The organism is Oceanimonas sp. AH20CE76 (assembly GCF_039654065.1).
GTDB lineage: Bacteria > Pseudomonadota > Gammaproteobacteria > Enterobacterales > Aeromonadaceae > Oceanimonas > Oceanimonas smirnovii.
This window is the reverse complement of sequence record NZ_CP155481.1, coordinates 1,753,251-1,775,518: the sequence shown is the minus strand read 5'-3', so window position 1 is coordinate 1,775,518 and position 22,268 is coordinate 1,753,251. Positions and strand designations below refer to the sequence as shown.

Here is a 22,268-nt window from a genome sequence, read left to right as displayed (position 1 = left end):
GATGGCCTTTTATCACTACAAGGCGCGGGATCGCCAGGGCCAGCTCAGTGAAGGGCGCATGGAAGCGCCCAGCCGGGAAAGCGCTGCCGCCAGTCTGGCTCAGGCCGGGCTGATCCCGGTAGAAATGAAAGAAACCCGCTCCGGCACCAAAACCTGGCTGCAGGTGCGTCAGTTTTTAAAAGGCGGCATCAAGCCCGAAGCGCTGCTGATATTAAGCCGGCAGTTTGCCTCCCTTACCCGCGCCGGTATTCCCATTCTGCGCATTGTGGAAGGGCTGCGCGACACCACAGACACCAGAGTATTAAAAGAAGCCCTGGATGAGGTAGCTAAAGCACTGAATCAGGGCCAGACCCTGGCCAATGCGCTGGCGGCGCATCCGCATTTGTTTAACAGTTTGTTTGTGTCTCTGGTGGAAGTGGGGGAGAGCACCGGGCAGCTGGAGCAGGCATTTTTGCAGCTGGCCCATTATTACCAGCTGGAGCTGGACACCCGCCGGCGCATCAAGGCCGCCATTCGTTATCCCATGTTTGTGACCATTGCCATGGCAGCCGCCATGACGGTGATAAATATTTATGTGATCCCCGCCTTCAGTGGCATTTTTGCCCGGCTGGGTGCCGATTTACCCTTGACCACCCGGTTTTTGATTGGCAGCTCGCATTTTTTTACTCACTATTTTGGCCTGCTGGTGATGGTGTTGCTGGGCCTGAGCGCCGGCTTTATGTGGTATGTGCGCACCCCGGCCGGCAGACTGCGCTGGCATAAAACCCTGCTGCGGGTGCCCATAGTGGGGCCGCTGATCAAGCGCATTTTGCTGGCGCGCTTTTGCCGCAGCTTTGCCATGATGCTGGCCGCCGGCGTGCCCATTACCCGAGTGCTGCGGCTGGCGGGCAGCGCCACCGACAACGCTTTTTTAACCCAGGCCATTCACACTATGGGCGAGGGCCTGTCTTCCGGCGACAGCCTGTCGGCGGTGGCGGAAAACAGCGGGGTATTTACCCCGCTGATTTTGCAGATGTTTCGGGTGGGCGAAGAAACTGGCCGGGTAGATGAAATGGTAATGGAAGCGGGCCGCTTTTATGAAGAAGAAGTGGACTACGACATTGCCAACCTGTCTTCCCGTATTGAGCCCATTTTGATCACCGCCATTGCCGCCATGGTGCTGGTGCTGGCATTGGGTATTTTTACTCCCATGTGGGACATGATGGATCTGGTCAAAGGCGGGTAAGTGTGCATCGCAAAGCATCAGTGCGGTTACACTACGCCGACACGCTACAAGTACCTCCATGTAACGCTCGAAAATGCCATCCATGGCATTTAATGGTCGGCTCCGGTAATCCGCACTGCTGCTTCTAGCATGGCTGTGAGCAGTTGCAAAAATACTCGGAACAGGGCTGGATTGGCACCATACAAGCCGTTAAGATAGTAACCACAAACTTTGTAACCATTAACTGGAAAGGAAATAAAATGAAAAGAGCAGCGGGTTTTACCCTGATTGAACTGGTTATTGTCATTGTAATTCTCGGCATTCTGGGTGCCGTGGCCGCACCGCGGTTTTTAAACCTGCAGGGTGATGCTTATGCAGGTAATATTAATGGTCTGAAAGGCTCCATTCAGTCGGCACTGACACTGGCTAATACTAAAGCTGTACTGGAAGGCATGGATAGCGGAGAAGATATTACAGGTGTTCCCGGATACCCGAATGTTAAATTCAACCATGGTTATCCTATCGCAGCCACAGACAACACTGGTATTCTGGGAGCCTTACAAAGCGTTCCCACATCCGGTGATGATGGTGATTACACAATAGTTGAAGAAGCAAATGCAATAAGTATCCATCCTAAGGGCAGAGCTAGCAACCCTGCTAAGTGTTTTGTAAGATATACAGAAGCAACAGGTACTAACACTCCAGCGACAGTCGAAGCTGATACCAACTGTGAATAAATATAAAAGGCGGCTTAGGCCGCCTTTTTAACCATTCATCCTTTCCAATAAAGGAAACCCATGCGCAGTGCAGCCGGTTTTACACTTATCGGGCCTGTGGTGATTCCCGCTGTTTACGGGGCCACCAATGCTCCCCACTTATTAAGCTCTCCCCCTTATGGTGCGTAAACACGCTGCCTTTACCCTGATAGAAATGGTCGCCGTGCTGGTGCTGGTGGGCATTCTTGCCGCCGTGGCCATTCCGCGCCTGCCCGTGGGCAGCAATTTTAATAATTCTCTTCAGGCCCGCAATCTGGCGGGCTTGTTGCGGCTGGCCCAGCTCAGGGCGATGAACGATCCACAGGCGCTGCAAGGCGGCACCGGCACAGACCGCTGTGGCGTGATTGCCGTCACCCGTGAGGGGGTGTCTGTTTCCAGAGACTGCAACAGCACCACTCTGCTCACCGATCTCAGTGATACAAACCCTGATATCTGGCTGGGCACAAAGCAGCCCGTCACCGCCAGTCAAGCTTTACCCTTTACTCTGCAGTTTGGCCAGTTCGCCAATGAAAACTTTCTCAGCGATAACAGTTATCTGGGCCGGCCCCATATAAACGGTAATCCGCTTGATAGCACACTCATCATCACCCTGGCGGGCACCTCGGTAACCATAGAGCCAGAGGGGTATATTTATGTGGCGCGCTAATGCCGGCCTCAGCCTGCTGGAATATGTGATTGGCCTGGCCATTTTGGCTATTGTGCTGGTGGGGGCGGGGCTGTTTTTTGTAAGCCAGCCCCGCCAGCTGGATCCGGTGTTTCAGTTTCGCGCCGTCTCACTGGCCGAAGCCCTGGCCGAACAGGTGCTGGCGGTTCAATACGATGCAGCCAATAATCCGCATGCACAAATTCGGTGTGATGGTGGTGAATGTAATAATGCGCCCACCGCAGCCGCACAGGCTAATCCTGTATTGGACAACTTTTCAGTGGTCGATGACTTTCATCTTTGGTGTGATGACAACGCCATTACCGGCGATGCGCTGGCAGCCCAACTGGCACTGACCCAGCAACAACTCTATGCCCGCTACACAGTAGAAACCTGCGTTACCCTTGAAACTGATGATGCCGGCACTGCATTTAAAAAGGTGCTAATTGCCATCGCAGATCAAAACGGAGCCGATGTGTCCTTTACCCTGCACAGGTATAACATAAGATGAAAGCGCGCGGTTTCACCCTGCTGGAGTTGGTTATCGTGATGGTGCTGATTGGCATCAGTGCCGTGTTTGGCACTCGTTTTATTGCCCAGATGGCCAGCAGCTATATGGGCGGGGCCGAGCGTGCCGAAGCACTCGCCGGTGCCCGCTTTGCCATGGAGCGGCTGCGCCGCGAGCTGGCCGTGGCGTATGGCCCCAGTGTGTATATCAAAAACAACTGCCTGGCATTTGTGCCTGCCCTGGCGGCCGGCACCTATACCGGCACGGTTAAAAATGGCCTGGCTACTTTTATTAAACCGCTGAGTCTGCAAGATAAAAATATAAAAAATAGTTATATGGCCATTCGTGCTGACAGTGGCGAGGCTGAATGGAGTAATTACCCAGCTACACTCACCAACACTGTTTATCAACTGGAGCAAGAGCCTGCCAATAACAGCTTTGGTGTGAGTGACATTTTTGATACTCCTGCTGATATTGATTTCAAGCGAGAAGGGGCAGGTCAGCGTTACACTCTGCTCAAGCCTGAGCAAATTCGGTTTTGCAGCGAGCAGGGCAGGCTTTATCGTGAACAAACCACCGGTGCCGGCTGGGAAGATAAAACCCTGATGTTGAGCGGGATCAGTGAAAATGGCGTATTCAAAGACTATGATGAGACCAGTCAACTGATACAAATGGAGCTTGTATTGAGCACCCAAGACGGCAATCTGGTGCTGCCCGCGCAGCTGCAGGTGATCTATGCGCCTTAACCCTCAGGCCGGCAGCATGCTGGTAAGCATCATCTTTATTATTGTGATCCTCTCGGGGTTAATGGCCGCCATGGTCACCCTCTCGGGCCAGAGCAGCCGCCAGCTGGTATACGAAGTGCAGGCACTGAAAGCCCGCCTGGCGGCCGAATCGGTACTGGAGCAGCAAATTTATGCCGTGCTCGATAAAGACAACTTTGATGCTGCCAAGGTGGTGGATAAAGACAGCCCTTTATCTGTTAATGGATGTGATGCGTATATTCACAGCATCACACCTGCTGGCACATCACAAAGACAAATCATTTCCACCGGCTCCTGCACCGGCAGCGGCCTTACCGTGGTCCGCAATATAGAAGTTGAGGTGATTAATGAATAAAACCGCCTTGTTTTATCTGACGGCACTGCTTGCCACGGCACCCGCACTGGCATCCACTGTTGCTGAACTCTTCCCCTATGCCGCCCAAAGCCATGATCAAAAGGGTGAAGTGGAAATGGGCTGGAGTACCAGCATTAACGGCACCAATAATGGTGTGCTGGATTTTAGAAAGAAAAATGATCTAAAAGGTCAGTGTGATAACGGAAATTGTACTATCTCAGGCGAGATTACCACACCTTATTCGCTTCCTAAGTTTAATCGCTCTCCATTTGAGCTTCCTGCCTTTAAAAAAACCAATTCATCTTTCGAGGCAAAGTGTAGTGGCTCCGGCACCATTGAATATGTTCGCGATGCATACGAAAAAGTGGAAGCGCAGGGCAGTTGCAGATTGCATATTTCCAACACTGGTGACGTGTTAATAAAAGGAGACTTGTCGGCGCAGGGCAGTTCAATTATTTATCTTGATAGCGGTAATTATTGGTTGGACTCATTGAAATTATCCGGTAGCAGCAAAATTGTCATTAATGGTAATGGTGAGGTTAATTTTTATGTTAAAGATAATGTTGATGTCTCCATCAGTAATCAGATAGGCAGCCCGTCACAAAAAGTAAATATATTTCATTACGATAACGATGAAGTAAAGCTGGGTGATAATGCAAAATGGTATGGAGATATAAAATCCTACGGCGATGTTAAGCTGAAGGGTAGCAGCAAGCTTTATGGCGCAGTGCAAGTAGAGTCTTTGGACTTATCCGGCGACGCCCAATTATATCTTGATGCCGGCACATACTGGTATGAAGAGGTTGATTTACAGAATAGCGCCAGGATCATTCCACAAGGCCAAAAACTGACTACATTTTATATTGAAGATGAGTTGGAGCTAAAAGGAAATTCAGTACTGGGAGCCCCTGACAACTCGGTTTTGGTTTTTGTATACGGCGATGGCGATGATGACGGAGATATCGAGCTTGAAGGCTCTTCTCGTATTTATGGTCACTTATATGTTGAGGGTGATCTGGATATGGAGGGCAACACAAGAATATTTGGTGCTGTCAATGTGGTTGATCTGGAAATGGAGGGAAGCTCCGCTATCAACTTTGAAGAAATTTCTGCATCAGATGGAGTTCATCATTACCAGCTCAGCTTTAACAAGGAAGCGAATGAACTGACAGCCTACGCCTGTGGTGATGAGGCCTGTAACGATTTGCTGCTCTATTCAGACTATGCCAGGTTGAAGATAGATGATGGCGAGAACAATAATAATATTTCCAACTTCAATAATTTTATAGGCAAGGTGACTGACTATAAGCCTAATACCAAGCTGGATAAAAATAAATGCATACAGTTTGTGGCAGATAAAATGACCCCCTCACCTGATGAAGGTGAGTTGCGCTGTTATCTGTCTGACGGCACTCGCCTGCCAAGCTGCAAGTTGTGTACCGAGCAGGATGTGCAATCTTCTCTCGCTGCCTATGTGTATGATGAGATCACTCTTAATGAAGAAAAACTGGGAGGAACTATTCCCAACTTCAATTTTTATATTACTGAGATAAACGGCACCGGAACACTTCAAACCGGTAATAGAGTGTTGAAAAAAGGCAGTGAAGTTAGCTTTCCGTTGGACCTGACCTATAACAAGGCTGAAGCCATATCCCTGACCATTAAAGGTGATAATGGCAAAAATGGTAAAAACAAGCAGGAAGTGGAATACCAGCTTGAGCTGGTGTTTGTGCCCAAACAGCTGCGCTGGTCCGCTGCCGATTGCAGTGGCGATGATGGCTTTGTACACGCCGAACATGCGGCATCTTGCACTGTACTGGGCAAGGCCGGTGAGCAAGTCGGGCTTACACTGCAAGCCTATGGTGAAAACGATAAGCTGATTGATGACTACAGTGCCCGGTTGAATGGCATTGTTATTCATGAATTGGGCGCTGATGCCAAAGAAACTGATGATTCTCCTGTGATCAAACAGACAATGGTTAATTTTAATCAAAATAATAACCCGGGCTTTCAAAGCGCCGAGCCTATTTCCGGGGTAGCCCTGATACAGGCAACCGTGCCTGAAACCTGCGCACCCTATGCCGTTAGTGATAACGGCTGCATGCTGAAAACGGACGGTGATATCGCCATTGTCGGCCGCACAGTGCCAGACCGTCTGCTGATCACTGCCGGCTCAGGCAAGCTTGAAGGTGGCGTTGCTTATCGTGGAAAAGCGGTGGTATATCATCAAGATGATGAGAATGCGCTGCCTCAATCACCTTATTTCTCTGTTATGGCCTGTGCCGCCGGCCAGCAGGATAATGAGTGTGAGCTGCCATCCTATACTGGTGAGTTTGCTGCAGGCTTGGATCTGTATGCCAGCCTCACTGACGAACTGCTGGATGGTAATAAACTGCAGTGGCAAAGACAGGATGTTGGCACTGGTGAGCATATCTGGCGGCCTGAAGACTCTTTCGCCTTTGATAAGGATTACCCCGTTGCAGAGCAGTCTTTGCATATACCACTGGATCTGACCCTTGCCGATCATGATGAGTTGGGTGGGTTAACAGCCAGCACCTATTTTGCCGGTGAAAACGACACCCTGCGCTTTGGCTTTATCACCCTGATGGACGCCGAGATACCAGTGAACAAAGAAGGCACCATGTTCACCAAGCTGCATTATTACGGTGAGAGCCTTAAGCAACTGAAAGAAGATACTGGTACCTCCGATTACCTCACAGAGAGCAGTAATGTGAAAGCCGTTTGGGGTGGTAACCCGATGGAGGATTTATCGCTGATTGCTGATGGTAAGGTGATTGAAGTTCCTCCTTACGCCAGTGAACTAAAAGACATAATAGTCACCATTGAAGGACTGCATGACTGGCTGAAGCCGGCAGATAAAGACAATGAAGGCGGCCTTGCAGATCCTGAGGCACTGCTGGACATTACCGGCCGCTTCAGCCCGGGCGAGCGCACCTTTAACCGCCGGGAAGCCACTCGCTGATCCCGGCCGGTACTGCAGGCCCAGCCTGCAGTACAAAAGTGTGATGTAGATGTTTTACTAATTGTTTACAAAAAATTATCATCAGTTCGCAAGCCATAGTAACAAGGTAAGGATACCGACAGTGCGCGAAGATCATCACCATCAGGAGGCTGCCGCTCAGACGAGCGTGTTTGAGCAAAACCTGAGCTTTAAGCGGCAGCTGCTGCACCATGTGTTTGAAAATGCGCTTGAGTCCATCATCGTGACCAATGCCGACGGCATTATCGAGCGGGTTAATCCGGCCTTTACTCAAATTACCGGCTTTACTGCCGAAGAGGTGCTGGGCAAAACGCCACGGCTGATTCAGTCTGCTAAACATGAGCCTGACTTTTACCGAAAAATGTGGCAGCAAATCAGCCGTACCGGCCAATGGAGTGGTCAGGTATGGAACCGGCGCAAGTCCGGCGAGGTGTATCCGCAGTGGCTCAGCATTAATACGCTTACCAACCACCATGGTCAGATAACCCACAGAGTGGCCATTGGTCACGATCTCAGCGGTCAGCGCATGGCCGAGCAGGATCGCATGCCCTTTACCTTTAAAGATCCGCTCACTCAGCTGGGCAATCGTCAGTTATTAACCTCTCGCCTGGAGCAGGCGCTGGCCGAAGCACAGCGTAACAAAATACGGGTGGGGTTAATGGTGCTCGATATTGGCCGGCTGAAACCGGTAAATGAGCAGCTGGGCATGACCTGGGGCGATGATGTATTGCGTCAGCAGGCGCGCATTATGCAGGCGGCAGTAGACGAAGCCGATACCCTGGTGCGGCTGCAGGGCGATATGTTTGCCATTTTGCGCCACAGCAAGGCGGAAGATACCACCATGGGGCATCTGGCAGAAAAACTGCTCAGTCTGCTGGGGCAGCCCATGGTGCTGGCTGATCAAAATGTGGTGTGCATGCAGCCCAGCATTGGCATTGCCATTTATCCGCGCGATGCCAAAGAGCCCGAAAACCTGTTGCAGGCGGCAGAATATGCTCACGCCATGGCCAAACGGGAAGGCCGCGGCCGCTATCAGTTTGTGGATGAACAGCAGCACAGGCTGCACCACAGAGAGCTGATTATTGAGCAGAGCCTGGGCCATATGCTGAATACCGGTCTGGTGCAGGGAGTGAGCCTGCATTATCAGCCCCAGGTGTGCTCGGTTGATGAGCGCATTGTCGGGGTTGAGGCATTGCTGCGCTGGACGCACCCGCGCCTTGATATGATTTCTCCTGCCGAGTTTATTCCGGTGGCCGAGCAAAGCGGGCTGTCTGTGCGTCTGGATCGCTGGGTAATAGAGCAGGTGTGCACACAGCTGGCCGCCTGGCGGGAGCAGGGCATGATGCCGCCCATGGTGTCGGTAAACCTGTGTGCCCAGCAGTTCAGCCAGGCCGATTTTTGTGACTGGCTGATGGTTACCATGGCCCGCTTTGGCTTGCCGCATTCTCTTATCAAGCTGGAAGTCACCGAGTCCACCATGATGGATCAGCTGGATACCGGCATTAATATGCTGCAGCAGCTGCGGGATCAGGGATTTAAGCTCTCTCTGGACGACTTTGGCACCGGTTATTCGGCGCTGTCCTGCCTGCACTGGTTTCCGCTGGATGAGCTTAAAATTGATCGCAGCTTTATGGTGGAAGCCTGCGAAAGCTCAAGAGCGCTGACCTTGTTGCGCACCATTATGCAGCTGGCAGAGCAGCTGTCATTAAGCCTGGTGGTGGAAGGAGTAGAGCAAAAAGAGCAGCTGGAGCTGCTGGAAGAGTTCGGCTCCATTACCGTGCAGGGATATTATTATTACAAGCCCATGCCGGCCAGCGAACTCTTGCCGCTCTTGTCTTTATGCAGTAAAGGGCCGGGTAACAGCACTCTTATGTAAATGCTGCCTTAATTAAGCTTTTGCTGGTTTGGCCGATACCTTGTTTATCGAATGCTAAAAAGGAGCAGGGCAATGGCGATTTTTCCGGTTTCAGGTAATCAGGTTTATCAGGTAGCCAGCAAAAACGAGCGGCAGACACCGGCAGAAAAAGGTGCCGAGCACGATGTGGCCAGCGCCCGCTCCGAGCTGAAAGCCCGCAGTAACCAGAGCATAGTGCAGGCCATGTTTGATGGCGGTAATACGGGCAATAACAAGGCCATGAGTATTCTTTATGGCGAGATAATGAGCACGATCAATGCGGAGCTTGGCGAGCAGCATGCCATTACTCCCGAAAAGCTGGCAGACAAGCCCGACGATTACTGGTCTCCGGAAAACACCGCCAGCCGCATAGTAGACGGAGCCCTTGGTTTTTTTGAGACCTTCCAGAAACAAAACCCCGGTATGCCGGAAGACAAGCAGCTGGAGCAGTTTCTCGACACCATCACCAGCTCCATTGATAAGGGCTTTGGAGAAGCCGTCAATATTCTTGAAGGGCTAAGTGTGTTCGACGGCAGCATCAAGGATAACGCCACCGCCACCCGCGAACTGATTACAGACAAACTCAACACCTTTCGTGAAGAAAGGTTAGGGTCTGGATCTTAAATATTCCTGTAACCGTTGCTGCCTGGCGTCGTTGAAGGCAAGCCCCAGCTTGGTGCGCCGCCACAGAATATCGTCGGCGGTGCGGGCCCACTCCTGCTGCATTAAATAATCCACCTCGGCACCGTATAAGCCGGCTCCCAGGTGCGCTCCCAGGTCTTCCAGACCTTGGCAGCCCTGCAAAAACTGCCGGCACAGGATGCCGTAGCTGCGCACATAGCGCCGAGCCAGGGGCAAAGGCAGCCAGGCGTATTCTTGTATCAGCTTCGCTTCCAGGCCGGCATGGTGATTGAAATCGCCGCCGGGTAACACCAGCTGGCTGGTCCAGGGGCCGCCGGTGCCGGGCAAAAACGCCGCCAGCTGGTTGATGGCGTCTTCTGCCAGTGCCCTGAAAGTGGTGATTTTGCCTCCAAACACCGACAACAGCGGTGCCTCGTTGCCATCGGCGCTCAGCAGCAGTTTGTAATCCCGTGAGGCTTTTTGGGCCTGATTATCGCCATTGGCCATTAACGGCCGCACGCCGGCAAACTGATGCACTACCTGTTGCGGTGAAATCTGAGTGCGAAAGTGCTCGTTAACCACGTCACACAGGTAGGTAATTTCATCATAAGCCGGTGCCACACTGGCCGGATCACCGGTGTAGTCCACATCCGTGGTGCCAATCAGGGAATAGTCCTGCTCATAGGGCAGCACAAACACAATGCGGCCGTCGCGGTGTTGCAGAATATAGGCGTCATCACTGTCATACAGGCGCGGCACCACTATGTGGCTGCCCTTTACCAGCCGCAGGTGCGCCGGTGGCGCTGTGTGCAGCACCTCATCAAACAGGCTGCTGGCCCAGGGTCCGGCAGCGTTCACCAGCACCCGTGCCAACACGGTGCGCCGGCTGCCGCTGGCGTCTTCCAGCGTTACCTGCCAGAGGCCGTGGGCACGCTGTGCCTGAATGCAGCGGGTGCGGGGCCAGATGTGCGCGCCGCGCTCCCGGGCCGCCATGGCACACAGCACCACCAGGCGGGCATCGTCTACCCAGGCATCGGAATATTCAAAGGCCAGCTTCAGCTTCGGTTGCAATGGGCCGTGTCCGTTCAGAAACACGCGGCGTGATGGCGGCAGCCGATCGCGCCGTGCCAGATGATCATACAGCCACAGCCCCAGCCGTATCATCCAGGCGGGGCGCAGGTGAGGTTGATGGGGCAGCCGAAAGCGCAGCGGCCAGATAATGTGCGGTGCCGTCCGCAGCAGGGTTTCCCGCTCGGCCAGTGCCTCGCGCACCAGCCGGAATTCATATTGCTCAAGGTAACGCAGGCCGCCGTGGATCAGCTTGCTGCTGGCGGAGGACGTGGCTGCGCCCAGATCGTTCATTTCGCACAGCGCCACATCAAGACCGCGGCCGGCGGCATCCAGGGCGATGCCGGTGCCGTTAATGCCGCCGCCTATGACCATTACATCCAGCGGCTGGCTCATGGCTCACTCCTGGCGCGGGCTACTGCCGCCTGCCAGCCTTGATAATGGGCCTCGCGCTCATCATTTGGCATAGTGGGCGTAAACGCCTGATCAATGCTCACGCACTGCGCCAGCTCCGTTGTATTCTGCCAGAAGCCGGTGGCCAGCCCGGCGAGAAAGGCCGCGCCCAGCGCCGTGGTTTCCAGCAGGGCAGGGCGCACCACCCTGGTGTGGGTAATGTCCGCCTGAAACTGCATTAAAAAGTTGTTGGCAGCGGCACCGCCGTCCACTTTCAGCGCCGCCAGGCGAAGCCCCGCGTCCTGTTGCATGGCATCGAGCAGATCCCGGCTCTGAAAGGCAATGGCCTCCAGTGCGGCCCGTACAATATGGTGGCGGTTGGCCCCTCGGGTTAGTCCTGTGATGGTGCCTTTGGCATAGGCATCCCAGTAGGGCGCGCCCAGTCCGGTAAAGGCGGGCACCAGATACACGCCGTTGGTGTTGGCTACTGCGGTGGCACTGGCTTCGCTGTCCTTGGCGTGAGCTATTAACCCCAGCTCGTCTCGCAGCCACTGAATAATGGCACCGCCCATAAAGACCGAGCCTTCCAGTGCATAACTCACGCCGCCGTCGGCCCCCACCGCCAATGTGGTGAGCAGACCGTGATTCGACTCCACTTTTTGCTGGCCTGTATTCATCAGCATAAAACAGCCGGTGCCGTAGGTGTTTTTTACCATGCCCTTGTTAAAGCACAGCTGGCCGAACAGCGCCGCCTGCTGATCCCCGGCCATGCCGGCAATGGGCACTTTGCCGCCAATATCCGCATCGCCATACACCCGGGAAGACGGCTTTACCTCGGGCAGCAGGCTGGCGGGAATATTCAGCGTTTCCAGCAAAAACGGGTCCCATTCCAGGGTGTTGATATTAAACAGCAACGTGCGCGAAGCATTGGTGTAGTCGGTGACATGCACCCGGCCTTCGGTCAGCTTCCACACCAGCCAGGTGTCTATGGTGCCAAACAGTAAATCACCGGCGTCGGCCTGTTCGCGCGCGCCGGGCACATTGTCCAGCAGCCAGCGCAGCTTGGTGCCCGAGAAATAGGCGTCGGGCACCAGACCGGTGCGCTGTTTTATCTCGTCGGTCAGGCCCTGCTGTTTGAGCTGTTCGCAAATGGCTGCGGTGCGCCGGCACTGCCATACAATGGCGTTGTGAATGGGCTGGCCGGTGTGTCTGTTCCACACCACTGTGGTTTCCCGCTGATTGGTAATGCCAATGCCCGCCAGCTGGTTGGGGCGCACGCCGGTTTTGGCCAGCACTTCGGTTAAGGTGGCGCGCTGGGTGGCCCAGATTTCGGTGGCATCGTGCTCCACCCAGCCCGCTTGCGGATAGTGCTGGGTAAATTCCCGCTGGGCTATACCCGCCACACGCGCCTGGTGGTCAAACAAAATGGCGCGCGAGGAGGTGGTGCCCTGATCCAGCGCCAGAATATAAGAGGGCTTGCTCATGGTGCCTCCTTCTGAGCCAGTAATTGAGTACAGGCAACGGGCAATACCGGCTGCCAGGGTTTGCGCGGCCCCTTATACAACTCGCCGGTTTTGTCGTTTATCCAGCTGGCCAGCTCACTGCCACAGCCGGTGCCGGCGGGCACAGGGTGCTGCGGCTCGCAGCTGGCATGGCCGGCAGGGCAGTGCAGCCGCACATGAAAATGCCCCGAGTGACCATACCAGGGGCGAAGGCGGCCCAGCCAGGGTGCATCGGCGTAAGCACGGCACATGGCCTGTTTGATCAGCGGGTGCACAAAAATACGGCTCACGCGCTCATCCTGTGCGGCCAGGGCAATCAGCCGGCGCTGGTTATCGGTAAAGTAGCGGTTAAGCACATAGAGCTTATGGTTGACCATGTCCTGCTCGGGCAGGGCAGGGTTGCCCGCGCGCAGCCAGATGTCCGCATCCAGCCCGCTCTGGTGGCTGCGGTGGCCATATTCAAAGGGGCCGCCATGCTTTCTTGCCATATCGGCCACCAGCATGGGCGGCAGGCCGGCGGCGTTCAGCCGTTGGCCCAGCCCCTGCAAGTAATCAATCAGCTCAGGCTGGCCGTAATAACGCTGGCGCTCGGCGCGAACCACCTGAAAGCCTTCCCCCGACAGCGGCAGTGCGCGGGACTGAGTTTGGCAGCCCGCCGCGTAGCCACCAATGGCCTCGGCCTGTGCGCCAAAGTGAATGCTGAACAGGATCAGCGCCAGCCAGAAAACCGGTTTTAACATCAATGTGCCCTCCTTTGCTCATCAATTTTGCGCGGGAAACCCCGTCCTTTCAGGGCGGGGAGGGATAGCACGGCGGCGTCAGCCGCCCCTGTTCCCGCCTCTCCTTTTAAACTGGCTATCTATACAGTGGTTTACTAAACTAAGCGCATGACAAAACGCGCTTATAAATATCGGTTTTACCCGACACCCGAACAGACTGAGCTGTTGGCTCAGACCTTCGGTTGTGTGCGTTTTGTCTATAACGCGATACTGCGCTGGCGTACTGATGCTTTTGAGCTGCGTCAGCAAAAAATCGGCTACGTTGGCGCTAACGCCCGGCTGACCGAACTCAAGAAAGATCCTGAGCTGACGTTTCTGTCTGAAGTGTCGTGCGTACCCTTGCAGCAATGCCTGCGCCACCAGCAAACCGCCTTCAAGAATTTCTTTGAAGGCCGTGCCAAGTACCCAGTATTTAAGCACAAGCGGCACCGTCAGTCGGCGGAATTCACCCGTTCTGCCTTCAAATACCGGGACGGCAAGCTGTATCTGGCCAAGAGCAAAACCCCACTGAATATTCGCTGGAGCCGTGAACTGCCCGGCGAGCCCAGCACCATAACCGTTTCCAAAGACTCGGCAGGCCGTTACTTTGTGAGCTGCCTGTGTGAGTTCGCGCCCAGCAAACTGCCGGTTACTCCCAACATGGCCGGCATTGACCTGGGCCTGACAGATCTGTTTATCACCGACCAGGGTGAACGGGTCGGCAATCCCCGCCATACCGCGAAATACGCCGCCAGACTGGCCAAGGCACAGCGCCGGCTGAGCAAGAAAAAGCTCGGCTCGGCCAATCGTGCCAAGGCCCGCCAGAAGGTGGCGAAACTTCACGCCAAAATCTCCGATTGCCGACAGGACAACTTGCACAAGCTGTCCCGCAGACTGATTAACGAGAACCAAGTAGTCTGCGTCGAATCCCTGAAAGTGAAAAACATGATCCGTAACCCTTCCCTGAGCAAAGCCATTGCCGATGCAGGCTGGGGCGAGTTCGTGCGCCAGTTGGCGTACAAGGCAGAATGGGCCGGTCGCTCACTGGTCGCTATTGACCAGTGGTTCCCCAGCTCCAAGCGCTGTTCGGGTTGCGGGCACACGTTATCGTCGCTGCCGTTGTCGGTCAGAAAATGGGACTGCCCCGAATGTGGCGCACACCATGAGCGCGACATCAACGCCGCGACCAACATTAAAGCCGCCGGGCTGGCGGTGTTAGCCCTTGGAGAGAATGTAAGCGGCATGGGGCCAGTCTCCGTGTCCGGTTCTCGGTGAATTGGGAATCCCCTTCCTTCAGGGAGAGGAGCAGTCAAATGGCACCATTATTTATGCCAGCGCGGATTTTTGCTAGGGTAGCGGCTTTTAATCTCGTCGGAATTTCATCATGACCGCCCAGCGCCTGTCCGTGCAACAGTTGTTACAGCAGCCTCTTGAGTTTGTGCTGCTGCCACCAGCTTTTCGTTTTTATGCCACTCAGGCCGCTGTGCTGCTGGCCAGTCTGGCAGTGGTGGTGTGGTCGGCGCTGGATGCGCAAAACGGCTTTGAGCTTATTCATTATGTGGGGCTGGTATTTGGTGGTGTGCTGCTGCTGGTAAGCCTGTGGCCGGCCAGCTGGAGCCGCCAGCGGCTAATGAACCTGGCCTATGATGCCGAGCGGCTGTATCTGGTGAACGGGAATCGCAAGCAGGTGGTGAGCCTGCCCAGAGACAGGGTGAGGGCAGTGAACAAGGGCAAGCTGCCGGGCCACGACGGGGCCATTATTGCCTTTACGCTGGATCTGCAGCTGAGCGAGCAGGAGCTGAACGCCGTGCAGCAGGCGCTGGAAACTCAGGCTGAAGAGCGTTTTGCCCTGGGTGAAAACTGCTACCGTTTTGGCTTTGTGGCCAACTGGCAGCCGCGCCGCAAACTGCTGGATGCCATCGCACCTTTGGCACCCATGGTGGTGGTAGAAGAGCCGGTGGAAGAAGACGACGATGACTGGGATGACTGAGCCGCGCCTTTAGCGCGGCTGGTTGCTGGCGGGTAACTGGGAATGCCGACAGGCGTTCTCAGATACGAAACACCGAGACCACCTCCTGCAGGTTTTGTGCCTGAATGGCGATGTTTCGAGTGGCCTGAGAATTGTCGCGCACGGCCTGTACGGTATTGTCGGTGATGTCCCGAATGACTACCACATTACGGCCAATTTCATTGGCAACGCTGCTTTGCTGCTCAATAGCAGCGGCAATTTGAGTGGCCATGTCTGAAATGACGGTCACTTCTCCGGTAATGTCATCCAGTACTCTTTCAGCTTGTTTGGCCTGCTGGCTGCTTTCCAGTCCTTCTTCTCTGCTTTGGTAGATAATCTTCACCATGTCGTCAGTTTTTGCGTGCAGTGAGCTGATGATGGTCGCTATTTCCTGGGTTGCATCCTGAGTGCGCGCCGCCAGCGCCCTGACTTCATCGGCCACCACGGCAAATCCCCGGCCCTGCTCACCTGCGCGGGCGGCTTCAATGGCAGCATTGAGCGCCAGCAGGTTGGTCTGATCGGCGATATCGCGAATAACCTGTAATACGGTACCGATGGTGTCGCTCTGACGGGACAAGTCCTCAATGCTGCCTACCGAGTCTTCCAGCCGGCCGGCCAGACGGCGAATGCGCTCTATGGTGCCCTGCACCTGCTGCTGTCCTTCCGTTGCACTGCCGTTGGCCTTGCTGGCCTTGATGGCGGTCTGGTCGGTATTGCGGGCAATGTCATCAATGGTGCTGACCATTTCTGTTACTGCGGTGGCAACCTGCTCGGTTTCCTGCTGCTGGCGTTCAATGTCTGCGGTCGTGGCGGCGGCGCTTTCTGACAGTTGCTGAGTGGTCTGATTCATGGTGCCCACAGCCTGATGCACCTGCTGAATTACCTCCCGGAACCCCTGAAGCATGGTATTCAGCGCATCGGCAATGTCTGCCATTTCATCTTTGCTGCCGGTATCAATGTGCAGTCCGAGGTGGCGGGTATGATGAATGCTCAGCACGCCTTCACGAATTTGCCTGATGGGGCGGAAAATGGAACGACTGATGGCAATGGCGACTCCTGCAGTGAGCAGCAACATCAGCATAAATACCAGGGTCGCGGTACGGGTTGACTGATCCAGATAGGCCTGCAGCCGCTGCTCGATATCGGCAAGAGTACTGTTCAGCAGGCTCTCGGTACTCTGAATAGTCTGACGCATGGTCAGCTGCAATCCTTCCTCACTGCTCAGTCCCAGACGTTGCAGCTCATCGGCATAAGCGAGAAAACGCTGCCGGTAATGGCTGGCCTGAACCCGGGATAAAGCCAGGGTGTCAAGTTCACTAAGCAATTGCTCATGCAGATTATTAAAACGTTGCAAATAGCGGACTTCATGGCGCAGCATAAAGTCCTTTTCGGCTCTGCGAAGCTGCAGCAGAGTAATAAGAATCCGATCGGCACCGGCGTTATTCAGAGAGGCTTCAACATCGTGTACGGATTGGCGCAACTCGCCCTCCAGCCCGGACTCATGATCCAGCCCGAGACGCTGATAAGCGTCCGCCACTGCCGTGAAATCGGTGCTATACCGGCTGAAACGTTCACTTAAACTGGTCAGTGCGGTGATCGGTAACTGTTGCTGCTCAAGCACAGCCTTCAGTTGAGCCAGGTGCTGCTGGGTTTGCGCCATTTGTTGCTGAAAGTCGTCCAGATAACGGGTATCGAGGCGGGCGATAAAATCTTTTTCATCCCGGCGCAGGCTGAGCATATCGTTATGCAGCGTCATTGCCAGTGCCTTGCCATGGTTCAGAGCTTTGATGGTATTCAGGGTATGCGTAAACAAGGTAAACAAAATTCCCATGGCGGCAATCACCACCAGGGTGTTGAGAGCGAGCTTGTGTTTTATTTTCATCCGTTAATTTTTTCTCGTTATCGGAACATCTGAAAGAGGGGGTTGTGCGCCATGAGCAGGCGCAGAGGGTCAGCGTAAAAACGGGTTATTCAGTCGCTCATGGCCGAAGGTACTTTCGGGGCCGTGGCCGGGTACAAAGGTGATGTCGTCACCCAGCGGCAGCAGAGTGTGTTTAATGCTGTCTATCAGTTGCTCGTGGCTGCCGCCGGGAAAGTCGGTGCGGCCAATGCTGCCCTGAAACAGCACGTCGCCCACAAAGGCCAGCCGTTGCGCCTTGTGCAGCAGCACCATGTGGCCCGGCGTATGCCCGGGGCAGTGATACACGTCCAGCACTTCTTCACCCACAGTGACGGTGTCACCGGCATTCAGCCAGCGGTCGGGAGTAAAACCCGGCACGGGATCAAAGCCAAACATCTGCACCTGCTGAGCCAGGCCGTCTATCCAGTAGGCATCTTGCTCGCCCGGGCCTTCCACCGGCACGCCGGTATTGGCTTTCAGCTCGCCGGTGCCGCCCACGTGATCCAGATGGCCGTGAGTCAGAATAATGCGCTCCAGAGTCAGCCCCCGTTCATTAATGGCTGCCAGCAGGCGTTCGGTTTCACCGCCCGGGTCTATCAGTGCTGCCTTGTTGGTGGCGCTGCACCATACCAGGCTGCAGTTTTGCATAAAGGGGGTTACCGGCAGGGTAATACGATTCAGCATTGTGTTTCCTCAGGTTGAGCTTCGGGCTGCTGTGCCAGCCATTCGGCCAGCTCGTCGGCGTTACCGCGTTTAACGATGCGATCGGCCTTGGCCGCCTGATGGCGGGCATAAATGGGGTCGTAATAAACGCCCAGCAGGGTGGCGATCCACTCTTCATGGGCCGCACTGCCATAACCCAGTTGCTGCTGGCGCACCGCCTCAGACATAATCTCCGACAGCCGTCGCCATTCCCGATCGCCCAGGCGTTTATACAGCCGTTTCAGGCTGTCTTGCAGGTAGCTTTCCAGCCGCGCAAAATCCTGGTTAAAGTGGCGCTGCATGGTGTCTACATAGTCATGGCGAATTTGCTGCACCCGCTGTTCAAAGGGCACTTCCAGCAACAGCAGCGGTGCCTGCTGCATGCGCTCATACAGGGGCAGGGGCACGGGGCAGCGGCCAATCATGGCGCTTTCGTCTTCTACCAGCCAGCCCTGAATACCACTGTGACGCTGCTTTAACCGGGCAATGGCCAGGCGGTTTTCAAAGTTGATGGGAGTGGGCTGGGGCTCGCCCCAGTTGCCAAAGCTGGAGCCTCTGTGGTGGGCATAGCCTTCCAGATCCAGCGACAGCGGACTGCGCGCCAGCCAGTCGGTTTTGCCGCTGCCAGTGAGGCCGGTGAGCACAAAACCCGGGCCGGCAAAACCCTGTTCAATTTCGGTGAGCAGCCGCCGGCGCAGTGCTTTGTAGCCACCCTTGACCCGGGACACTGGACGGCCGGCATCACCAAGCCACTGCTGCACCGTCTGGCTGCGCAGGCCGCCCCGAAAGCAATAAAGCACACCGTTTGGATTTTCCTGCAGCCATTCGATCCACCCCTGCAGGCGGGCCTGGCGCAGTTCACCGGATACCAGCCGGTGGCCCAGTGCAATAGCAGCCTGCTGACCTTCATGCTTGTAGCAGGTGCCAACTTGTGCACGTTCGTTATCGTTCATCAGGGGCTGATTGCACGACGCCGGAAAGGCCCCCTGCAAAAACTCGACCGGCGCGCGCAGGTCCAGCAGAGGCGTGTTATTGATAAACAGCGCATCGAGATCGGTTTCCAGATCAGGCATCCACTACCTCAATGCGGTGTTCGCCGGCGGTGACCAGCTCGCCAATGGGCGCCAGGCTCAGGTTATGGCTGGCGGCCACAGATAAAAATTCGTCAATGGCGCTGGGGCGCACCGCCACCAGCAGGCCACCGCTGGTTTGCGGATCGCACAAAATATGCTGCTGGCGCTGCGTGATGGGGGCCACTTTATGGCCATAGGCATCAAAGTTGCGCAGGGTGCCGCCGGGCACGGCACCCGCCTGCAGGTAATAATCCAGGTTGGGCAGCAGCGGAATATCGGCCATGTTCAGGCGCGCACTCACATCAGCCCCTTCACACACTTCCACCAGGTGCCCCAGCAGGCCAAAACCGGTCACGTCGGTCATGGCACTGACGCCGTCCAGTGCGGCAAAATCCTGGCCGGGCTTGTTCAGTTGGCACATCACTTCGGGGGCGAGGGTGCTGTCTTCATCCCGTAGCACGCCTTTTTTCTGGGCGGTAGAGAGCACGCCAATGCCCAGCGGCTTGGTCAGAAAAAGAATATCGCCGGCGGCGGCGGTATCATTGCGTTTCACCTGATCCAGCGCAATCTGGCCAGTGACTGCCAGGCCAAAAATGGGCTCGGGTGCGTCTATGCTGTGGCCGCCGGCAAGGGAAATGCCGGCGTCATGGCAGGCCTGACGACCGCCGTCAATCACCTGCTGAGCCACTTCCGGTGCCAGCGTGTTGATTGGCCAGCCCAGAATGGCAATGGCCACCACTGGCGTGCCGCCCATGGCGTAGATATCGCTGATGGCATTGGTGGCGGCAATGCGGCCAAAGGTAAAGGGATCGTCCACAATGGGCATAAAAAAGTCGGTAGTGGAGATAATGCCCATGCCGTTACCAATATCCACCACGGCGGCATCGTCACGGCTGTCGTTGCCCACCACCAGGCGCGGATCGTTAAAACCGGGCAGCTGGCTGTGCAGTATGGTGTCGAGGATTTTGGGGGAGATTTTGCAGCCGCAGCCAGCACCGTGGCTGTATTGAGTCAGGCGAATGGGTTCCACATGAGCTTCCTTGGTAACTGTCAGAAAGCCTGTATAGTACTCCTTATAGGCAGGAATCGCACCCCACAGCGCGTGCGGGTGAGCGTAAACTTAAAGGCAGCGAAACAATAAAAAGGAGCCGAAGCCATGAGCATTATTGCCAGAAAAATCTGGGTCAGCGGTCGGGTGCAGGGAGTGAGTTTTCGTTATTACACACAGTGCGAGGCCGAGCGTCTGGGCGTGAGTGGTTATGCCCGTAATTTGCCCGATGGCAGAGTGGAAGTGCTGGCAGAAGGGCAGGCCCCTGCCGTGCGGCAGTTAACCGCCTGGTTACGCAAGGGGCCCGACAGCGCAAATGTGACGGGGCTGGAAGAAAACGACATTGCCCCCACAGGTGTGCGCGGATTTGAAACCGGATGACAAGAGCTGGAAGCTTGAAGCCGGAAGTGTGGCACAACAACTTCCGGCTTTCAGCTTCGCGCTTCCAGCTTGTGTTTAGCCTTTAAGCGCCTGGTCCAGCTCTTCGATTTTGGCTTTCCAGATGGCGGGGCCGGCTTCATGGGCGTTGTTGCCGTCGCTGTCGACCGCCACGGTGACCGGCATGTCTTCCACCTCAAACTCGTAGATGGCTTCCATGCCCAGGTCTTCAAAGGCCAGCACTTTCGCTTTTTTCACCGCCTTGGCCACCAGATAGGCGGCACCGCCCACGGCCATCAGATAAACGGCCTTGTGATCACGAATGGAGCTCACGGTGGCCGGGCCACGCTCAGCCTTGCCCACCATGCCCATCAGGCCGGTCTGCTCCAGCATCATGTCGGTGAACTTGTCCATGCGGGTGGAGGTGGTGGGACCGGCTGGGCCCACGGCCTCGTCGCCAATGGCGTCCACCGGGCCCACGTAGTAGATAAAGCGGCCGTTAAAGTCCACCGGCAGGGGCTCGCCCTTGTTGATCATGTCCTGAATGCGCTTGTGAGCCGCATCCCGGCCGGTCAGCAGCTTGCCGGAGAGCAGCAGGGTTTCGCCCATTTTCCAGTCTTGAATGTCGTCGCGGGTGACGGTATCCAGGTTGACCCGGCGCACGTTTTCACCCACTTCCCAGGTGACTTGTGGCCAGTCTTCCAGTTTTGGCGGAGTCAGCTCGGCAGGGCCTGAGCCGTCCAGATGAAAGTGCACATGACGGGTGGCGGCGCAGTTGGGGATCATCACCACCGGCTTGGAGGCGGCATGGGTGGGCGCGGTCTTGATTTTCACATCCACCACGGTAGTAAGGCCACCCAGACCCTGTGCACCAATGCCCAGTTTGTTGGCCTTTTCAAAGATTTCCAGACGCAGTTTTTCTTCGGTGGTGTCGGCACCACGCTCGATCAGCTCGTGAATGTCCACCGGATCCATCAGGGATTCCTTGGCCAGCACGGCGGCTTTTTCGGCGGTGCCGCCAATGCCGATGCCCAGCATGCCCGGCGGGCACCAGCCGGCACCCATGGTGGGCAGTGTCTTCAGCACCCATTCCACCACGTCGTCGGACGGGTTTAGCATCACCATTTTGGACTTGTTCTCGGAGCCGCCGCCCTTGGCGGCAATGGCCACTTCCACTTCGGCACCGGGCACCATGTCGATATGCACCACGGCGGGGGCGTTATCTTTGGTGTTTTTGCGGGCACCGGCGGGGTCAGCCACTATGCTGGCGCGCAGCGGATTATCCGGGTTGGAGTAGGCGCGGCGTACACCCTCATCCACCATTTCCTGCACCGTCATATCCGAGTCCCACTGCACCTGCATGCCGATTTTTACAAAGCAGGTCACAATGCCGGTGTCCTGGCACAGGGGGCGGTGGCCTTCCGCCGACATGCGGGAGTTAATCAGAATTTGCGCAATGGCGTCTTTGGCGGCCTGGCTCTGCTCTTTTTCGTAGGCTTTTTCCAGCGCCTGCACGAAATCCAGCGGATGGTAATAAGAGATATATTGAAGGGCGTCAGCAACGGAGTCGATAAAGTCCTGCTTTTTGATAATGCTCATGGCTTCCTCATGGGTTATCGGCTGGCTTTGAGTTGTTATAATCGGCGCTATGATACGCTTGCGCGCCCCCGGC

At 55.6% G+C, this 22,268-nt stretch carries 20 protein-coding genes; 12 read left to right on the top strand and 8 right to left on the bottom strand.

Translation table 11 applies throughout. The features are described 5' to 3' along the window. Position 1: 1 nt before the first annotated feature. The 9 genes from N2M06_RS08620 to N2M06_RS08580 all read left to right on the top strand — a co-directional run bounded on the left by N2M06_RS08620 (position 2) and on the right by N2M06_RS08580 (position 9,769). Complete coding sequence (locus N2M06_RS08620; protein ID WP_346350559.1) at positions 2 to 1,225, top strand: type II secretion system F family protein; 1,224 nt, start codon at positions 2 to 4, stop codon at positions 1,223 to 1,225. 239 nt (positions 1,226 to 1,464) lie between these two features. After that, on the top strand, positions 1,465 to 1,941 hold the full coding sequence (locus N2M06_RS08615; RefSeq protein ID WP_346350558.1) for a prepilin-type N-terminal cleavage/methylation domain-containing protein: 477 nt from the start codon (positions 1,465 to 1,467) through the stop codon (positions 1,939 to 1,941). Between the two features lie 157 nt (positions 1,942 to 2,098). Next, the gene (locus N2M06_RS08610; RefSeq protein WP_346350557.1) at positions 2,099 to 2,626 is read left to right on the top strand and encodes a type II secretion system protein; all 528 of its coding nucleotides are present in this window, start codon (positions 2,099 to 2,101) and stop codon (positions 2,624 to 2,626) included. Beyond that, entirely contained in the window at positions 2,613 to 3,134 is a 522-nt protein-coding gene (locus N2M06_RS08605) for a prepilin-type cleavage/methylation-like protein (protein WP_346350556.1), read from the top strand. The genes N2M06_RS08610 and N2M06_RS08605 overlap by 14 nt, the downstream gene beginning before the upstream one ends. After that, positions 3,131 to 3,877 carry a type II secretion system protein gene (locus N2M06_RS08600; RefSeq protein ID WP_346350555.1) on the top strand — a complete coding sequence of 249 codons (747 nt, stop codon included), beginning with the start codon at positions 3,131 to 3,133 and terminating at the stop codon, positions 3,875 to 3,877. The genes N2M06_RS08605 and N2M06_RS08600 overlap by 4 nt, the downstream gene beginning before the upstream one ends. Then, a complete protein-coding gene (locus N2M06_RS08595; protein ID WP_346350554.1) occupies positions 3,867 to 4,250 on the top strand; it encodes a hypothetical protein in 384 nt (127 codons plus the stop codon). The genes N2M06_RS08600 and N2M06_RS08595 overlap by 11 nt, the downstream gene beginning before the upstream one ends. Beyond that, a complete protein-coding gene (locus N2M06_RS08590) occupies positions 4,243 to 7,233 on the top strand; it encodes a hypothetical protein (RefSeq protein WP_346350553.1) in 2,991 nt (996 codons plus the stop codon). Before N2M06_RS08595 ends, N2M06_RS08590 begins: the two co-directional genes overlap by 8 nt. Before the next feature lie 121 nt (positions 7,234 to 7,354). Beyond that, a complete protein-coding gene (locus N2M06_RS08585; RefSeq protein ID WP_019933790.1) occupies positions 7,355 to 9,127 on the top strand; it encodes an EAL domain-containing protein in 1,773 nt (590 codons plus the stop codon). A 72-nt stretch (positions 9,128 to 9,199) separates the two neighbouring features. After that, a complete protein-coding gene (locus tag N2M06_RS08580) occupies positions 9,200 to 9,769 on the top strand; it encodes a DUF5610 domain-containing protein (protein WP_346350552.1) in 570 nt (189 codons plus the stop codon). Here the strand turns inward: N2M06_RS08580 and glpD are convergent. The 3 genes from glpD to N2M06_RS08565 are packed head-to-tail and all read right to left on the bottom strand — an operon-like array spanning position 9,752 to position 13,469. Then, on the bottom strand, positions 9,752 to 11,230 hold the full coding sequence (gene glpD, locus N2M06_RS08575) for a glycerol-3-phosphate dehydrogenase (protein WP_346350551.1): 1,479 nt from the start codon (positions 11,228 to 11,230) through the stop codon (positions 9,752 to 9,754). The genes N2M06_RS08580 and glpD overlap by 18 nt on opposite strands. Continuing rightward, complete coding sequence (gene glpK / locus N2M06_RS08570; protein WP_346350550.1) at positions 11,227 to 12,711, bottom strand: glycerol kinase GlpK; 1,485 nt, start codon at positions 12,709 to 12,711, stop codon at positions 11,227 to 11,229. The genes glpD and glpK overlap by 4 nt, the downstream gene beginning before the upstream one ends. Next, positions 12,708 to 13,469, bottom strand: a complete 762-nt coding sequence (locus N2M06_RS08565) for a penicillin-insensitive murein endopeptidase (RefSeq protein ID WP_346350549.1) — start codon at positions 13,467 to 13,469, stop codon at positions 12,708 to 12,710. Before N2M06_RS08565 ends, glpK begins: the two co-directional genes overlap by 4 nt. 147 nt (positions 13,470 to 13,616) lie before the next feature. Between N2M06_RS08565 and N2M06_RS08560 the strand changes: the two genes are divergently transcribed. After that, positions 13,617 to 14,762 (top strand): transposase, encoded by a 1,146-nt coding sequence (locus tag N2M06_RS08560; RefSeq protein ID WP_346350548.1) that lies wholly within the window; start codon positions 13,617 to 13,619, stop codon positions 14,760 to 14,762. Between the two features lie 109 nt (positions 14,763 to 14,871). Continuing rightward, positions 14,872 to 15,477, top strand: coding sequence for a hypothetical protein (locus tag N2M06_RS08555; protein ID WP_346350547.1), 606 nt, complete (start codon positions 14,872 to 14,874; stop codon positions 15,475 to 15,477). Between the two features lie 58 nt (positions 15,478 to 15,535). On the opposite strand, the gene N2M06_RS08550 is transcribed toward N2M06_RS08555, so the two are convergent. The 4 genes from N2M06_RS08550 to selD all read right to left on the bottom strand — a co-directional run bounded on the left by N2M06_RS08550 (position 15,536) and on the right by selD (position 20,200). Beyond that, complete coding sequence (locus N2M06_RS08550) at positions 15,536 to 17,377, bottom strand: HAMP domain-containing methyl-accepting chemotaxis protein (RefSeq protein ID WP_346350546.1); 1,842 nt, start codon at positions 17,375 to 17,377, stop codon at positions 15,536 to 15,538. A gap of 69 nt (positions 17,378 to 17,446) precedes the next feature. Next, positions 17,447 to 18,079, bottom strand: a complete 633-nt coding sequence (locus N2M06_RS08545) for an MBL fold metallo-hydrolase (RefSeq protein ID WP_346350545.1) — start codon at positions 18,077 to 18,079, stop codon at positions 17,447 to 17,449. Next, positions 18,073 to 19,170, bottom strand: a complete 1,098-nt coding sequence (mnmH, locus tag N2M06_RS08540) for a tRNA 2-selenouridine(34) synthase MnmH (protein ID WP_346350544.1) — start codon at positions 19,168 to 19,170, stop codon at positions 18,073 to 18,075. Before mnmH ends, N2M06_RS08545 begins: the two co-directional genes overlap by 7 nt. After that, positions 19,163 to 20,200 carry a selenide, water dikinase SelD gene (selD, locus tag N2M06_RS08535; protein WP_346350543.1) on the bottom strand — a complete coding sequence of 346 codons (1,038 nt, stop codon included), beginning with the start codon at positions 20,198 to 20,200 and terminating at the stop codon, positions 19,163 to 19,165. The genes mnmH and selD overlap by 8 nt, the downstream gene beginning before the upstream one ends. A 126-nt stretch (positions 20,201 to 20,326) precedes the next feature. On the opposite strand from selD, the gene yccX reads away from it, so the two are divergent. After that, complete coding sequence (gene yccX, locus N2M06_RS08530; RefSeq protein ID WP_346350542.1) at positions 20,327 to 20,599, top strand: acylphosphatase; 273 nt, start codon at positions 20,327 to 20,329, stop codon at positions 20,597 to 20,599. A 75-nt stretch (positions 20,600 to 20,674) separates the two neighbouring features. Here yccX and N2M06_RS08525 read toward each other — a convergent pair whose 3' ends face one another. Further along, on the bottom strand, positions 20,675 to 22,195 hold the full coding sequence (locus tag N2M06_RS08525; RefSeq protein WP_019933779.1) for a fumarate hydratase: 1,521 nt from the start codon (positions 22,193 to 22,195) through the stop codon (positions 20,675 to 20,677). Positions 22,196 to 22,268: the final 73 nt, after the last annotated feature.

What these genes read in the sequence shown, in the direction of transcription:
- N2M06_RS08620 (WP_346350559.1), top strand. Translation starts at nt 2, where the DNA reads ATGGCCTTTTATCACTACAAGGCGCGGGATCGCCAGGGCCAGCTCAGT.
- N2M06_RS08615 (WP_346350558.1), top strand. Translation starts at nt 1,465, where the DNA reads ATGAAAAGAGCAGCGGGTTTTACCCTGATTGAACTGGTTATTGTCATT.
- N2M06_RS08610 (WP_346350557.1), top strand. Translation starts at nt 2,099, where the DNA reads ATGGTGCGTAAACACGCTGCCTTTACCCTGATAGAAATGGTCGCCGTG.
- N2M06_RS08605 (WP_346350556.1), top strand. Translation starts at nt 2,613, where the DNA reads ATGTGGCGCGCTAATGCCGGCCTCAGCCTGCTGGAATATGTGATTGGC.
- N2M06_RS08600 (WP_346350555.1), top strand. Translation starts at nt 3,131, where the DNA reads ATGAAAGCGCGCGGTTTCACCCTGCTGGAGTTGGTTATCGTGATGGTG.
- N2M06_RS08595 (WP_346350554.1), top strand. Translation starts at nt 3,867, where the DNA reads ATGCGCCTTAACCCTCAGGCCGGCAGCATGCTGGTAAGCATCATCTTT.
- N2M06_RS08590 (WP_346350553.1), top strand. Translation starts at nt 4,243, where the DNA reads ATGAATAAAACCGCCTTGTTTTATCTGACGGCACTGCTTGCCACGGCA.
- N2M06_RS08580 (WP_346350552.1), top strand. Translation starts at nt 9,200, where the DNA reads ATGGCGATTTTTCCGGTTTCAGGTAATCAGGTTTATCAGGTAGCCAGC.
- glpD (WP_346350551.1), bottom strand. Translation starts at nt 11,230, where the DNA reads ATGAGCCAGCCGCTGGATGTAATGGTCATAGGCGGCGGCATTAACGGC.
- glpK (WP_346350550.1), bottom strand. Translation starts at nt 12,711, where the DNA reads ATGAGCAAGCCCTCTTATATTCTGGCGCTGGATCAGGGCACCACCTCC.
- N2M06_RS08565 (WP_346350549.1), bottom strand. Translation starts at nt 13,469, where the DNA reads ATGTTAAAACCGGTTTTCTGGCTGGCGCTGATCCTGTTCAGCATTCAC.
- N2M06_RS08560 (WP_346350548.1), top strand. Translation starts at nt 13,617, where the DNA reads ATGACAAAACGCGCTTATAAATATCGGTTTTACCCGACACCCGAACAG.
- N2M06_RS08555 (WP_346350547.1), top strand. Translation starts at nt 14,872, where the DNA reads ATGACCGCCCAGCGCCTGTCCGTGCAACAGTTGTTACAGCAGCCTCTT.
- N2M06_RS08550 (WP_346350546.1), bottom strand. Translation starts at nt 17,377, where the DNA reads ATGAAAATAAAACACAAGCTCGCTCTCAACACCCTGGTGGTGATTGCC.
- N2M06_RS08545 (WP_346350545.1), bottom strand. Translation starts at nt 18,079, where the DNA reads ATGCTGAATCGTATTACCCTGCCGGTAACCCCCTTTATGCAAAACTGC.
- mnmH (WP_346350544.1), bottom strand. Translation starts at nt 19,170, where the DNA reads ATGCCTGATCTGGAAACCGATCTCGATGCGCTGTTTATCAATAACACG.
- yccX (WP_346350542.1), top strand. Translation starts at nt 20,327, where the DNA reads ATGAGCATTATTGCCAGAAAAATCTGGGTCAGCGGTCGGGTGCAGGGA.
- N2M06_RS08525 (WP_019933779.1), bottom strand. Translation starts at nt 22,195, where the DNA reads ATGAGCATTATCAAAAAGCAGGACTTTATCGACTCCGTTGCTGACGCC.